This is a genomic window from Frankia sp. CcWB2, from assembly GCF_977927585.1.
The window spans coordinates 3,589-6,925 of the sequence record NZ_CDWRCM010000128.1 but is presented as its reverse complement, the minus strand read 5'-3'; the positions used below and the strand labels follow the sequence as shown (position 1 = coordinate 6,925).

General features: G+C 70.3%; 2 protein-coding genes. One reads left to right on the top strand and one right to left on the bottom strand.

Annotated features, from left to right (window positions below; all coding sequences use genetic code 11):
• Positions 1–344 precede the first annotated feature (344 nt).
• Positions 345–1,040 (top strand): response regulator, encoded by a 696-nt coding sequence (locus ACY45C_RS14125; RefSeq protein WP_462188067.1) that lies wholly within the window; start codon positions 345–347, stop codon positions 1,038–1,040.
• Between the two features lie 68 nt (positions 1,041–1,108).
• Here ACY45C_RS14125 and ACY45C_RS14120 read toward each other — a convergent pair whose 3' ends face one another.
• Entirely contained in the window at positions 1,109–2,848 is a 1,740-nt protein-coding gene (locus ACY45C_RS14120; protein WP_462188066.1) for a sensor histidine kinase, read from the bottom strand.
• Positions 2,849–3,337 lie beyond the last annotated feature (489 nt).

Genomic DNA, 3,337 nt, shown 5'->3' with positions numbered 1-3,337 from the left:
ATTTCGACTCCTCATCGCTGCGCCGGGGAGCAGGCGAAACCTCCGGGCCCGCGGACAGGCTCTACATCCGCCGCCGGCACGCCAATTGCGACCTGGCGCAATCACATCATGAAGCCACTCGACTACACCTCCCCGGACTTCGGCGGGGCGCCACCCGGACCTACCCTTTTCGGATGACGCCGGAACCGGCGTTCACGGGTTCACCGAACGGCATCCGCCGAGACGCACGACACCGCTTCCGTGCGGTCGAGGTCACCGCCTCCAACAGCGAGCGTTATATTCTGCTTGCTGCAGGTGACAACAGCGACGGTCTTCTACGGCGTCAGGGTCGGGCGGAGTCAACGGTGTCAGACGAACTGGCGGACGGTTCCGGAGTCGGTGACGTACCGGGGCCTGCGTCGATCACCGGAACCATCCGGGTGTTCCTTCTCGACGACCACGAGGTAGTGCGTCGCGGGCTGCGGGATCTCCTCACCGACGCACCCGATGTAGAGGTGGTCGGGGAGGCCGGGCGGGCCGATGAGGCGGTAGCCCGGATCCTGGCCCTCCAGCCCCACGTCGCGGTGCTGGACGCACGCCTGGAGGACGGCAGCGGTATCGAGGTCTGCCGGCAGGTCCGGTCGAGCGATCCACGGATCGCCTGCCTCATCCTGACCTCGTTCGACGACGAGGAGGCGCTCTTCACAGCGATCATGGCGGGCGCGGCCGGCTACGTTCTCAAGCAGATCCGGGGAACCGCCCTCGTAGACGCGGTGCGCCAGGTGGCGGCGGGCAAGTCCCTGCTCGATCCCGCGGTGACGCCCCGGGTCCTGGTGCGGCTGCGGGAGGGACCAGCCGAGGACGAACGGCTTTCCGGGCTCACCGACCAGGAGCGGCGCATCCTCCGGCTGATCGCGGAGGGGCTCACCAACCGCCAGATCGCCAGCCGGATGTTCCTCGCCGAGAAGACCGTGAAGAACTACGTCTCCAGCTTGCTGTCCAAGCTCGGGCTGGAGAGCCGGACCCAGGCCGCGGTGTTCGCCACCAGGCTGAATCCCTGAACCCCTGAGGCTCTTGAGGCCCCTGAGGCTCTTGAGGCCCGGGGTTCCCCGCAACCCCGCCGTACCCGCTAACCGAGGACGCTCCATCCCTCGCCGGAGTGCACGCGAAGCTCGGGCAACGGCGCGATCACCGGGACCTGCCAGGTCATGGTGGTGCCGACGCCGCCCGCTCCCGGGCCGAACTCCATCCGGCCGCCGAGGTCGAGCGCACGGTGCCGCAGGTTGGCCAGCCCGCTGCTGCGCGAGGCCTTGCCGGGGCCGCGGCCGTCGTCGCGCACCTCGACCAGGATGTCGGCGTCGGTGACCCGCAGCAACACGTGGATCCGGGAGGCCCGCGCGTGGCGGGCGATGTTGGACAACGCCTCGCGCAGCGCCGCGAGCATGTGCGGGCGGATGGCCGCGGGGACCCCGCGGTCGATCGGTCCGTCCAGCCGGACCGTCGGGGTGATCCCCAGGGCCCGTTCGGCCTGGGCGATGACCGCTTGAATCTCGGCGCGCAGATCGGTCTCCTCAGCAGCGTTGGAGGTCAACGAAAAGATCGTCTGACGGATGTCGGAGATGGTCTGGTCGAGCTCGCCGGCGGCGGCGTCCAGCCGCCCGGCCGCCCGGCTGTCCACGACCCGGGCAAGGCTCTGCAGGTGCAGACCGGTGGCGAACAACCGCTGGATCACGACGTCGTGCAGGTCCCGAGCGATGCGGTCCCGTTCCTCGAAGACGGCCAGACGCTCCCGGTCGCGGTGCACCCGGGCCAGTTCGAGGGTGAGCGCGGCCTGCCCGGCGAAAGCCGCGGCCATCTCCAGGTCCAGACCGCCGAAGGAGGCCGAACGCTCACCCGAGCCGAGGACGAGGATGCCCAGCGCCCGGCCACCCGCCATCAGCGGCACCACCATGCCGACCTTCACCGGGAGGTCGGGATGGTCCGCGCCGAACAGCGGACCGCCCGGGGAGTCGGCGGGCACGAGCACGGCCCGGCCGGTGCGCATGGCCTCGTTCAGGCGGCGGTTGTCGGCGAAGACCCGGCCTCGCAGGTCGTCGTCCCCCTCCCCGGCGACAACCCCGACGACCAGGCCGGCCTCGTCGGGGACGAGGATCGCGGCGAGCCGGGCCGCGGTCGCCTGACGAGCCCGCCGGGCCACCAGGTCGAGCGCCTTCTCGGGCTCCGCGACCGACAGCAGCGCGGTCGTGATCTCCGCACTGGCCGAGAGCCAGGCCTGCCGGCGCCTGGTCTCCTCGTACAGCCGCGCGTTCTCGATCGCGAAACCGACCGCGGCCGCCAACGCGCACGCCAGATCCTCGTCCTCCTGGGTGAACTCGCCGCCACCGCGCTTCGCGCCGAGGAACAGCGTTCCGAACGCCGCGCCCCGCACCATGATCGGGACGTTGAGGAAGGTGTCGAACCGCGGGTGCCCGCTGGGAAACCCGATCGCAACGGGATGACGGGCGGCGTCGGCCACCCGCAACGGCCGAGGGTGGCGCAGGCTCTCCCCGATCAGGCCGCGCCCCTCAGGAAGTCTGCCGATCATGGTGGGCACCTCGTCGGGGAAGCCCACATGGATGAGCTCCGAGATCTCCCCGTCGTCGCCGATCACCCCGAGGGCGCCGTACTTGGCCCCCACGAGCTGGCAGGCGGCCTGCGCGATCCGGCGCAGGGTGACCGGCAGGCTCAGTTCCCGGGCCACGTCGACGACCGCGTCGAGCAGGCCACGCATCCGGGTCTGCACGGACGCCACTTCGTTCACCTGCTCGGAGAGCTGGATCAGAAGCTGTTCGAGCCGCGCACGATCGACATCGGGGACGGGTCCGCTCATCGGCGCGGGCCCTGGTCTAGGCCCTGGTCCAGGGCAATGACCGAACCTTCGTCCGGGTATCGACGGAATTCGACGAAAACCACCGCGCGTGGCACCTCATTTCCGGTCCCTCTCTCCAGCAGGGTGACGTGCGGGCGCCTGCCCAGGCGGAAGGATTGCCTGCCATGCACGATATCCGGCAAACACCGACTCCGCGGAGCAGCAGGCGGAACACCATAACGAGCACCAGCCGAGTCTCGGAGGGCCACAACGCGCCGGGCTACCTCCAACGTAGAGTGTCGTTCATGGCAATGCCCCACCTCTTCCTGCACCGCGACCGAGTGACGGACCTGGGCCGGGTCGTCAGCGCGGCGTGTACCGGGCGGGCCTGAGCCAGCGTCATCCTCCCGCGGCGCCGTCGGCGGCGGCTCGTCGTCTGCCGTCCCTAATCGGTTGATCGGCTGGTCCAGCTGGCAGTTCTGTCGCCCCGCCCCGACGGTCCGTCGGCCT

Excerpts from the sequence above, each read along its gene's own strand:
- ACY45C_RS14120 (WP_462188066.1), bottom strand. The coding sequence starts at position 2,848 with ATGAGCGGACCCGTCCCCGATGTCGATCGTGCGCGGCTCGAACAGCTT.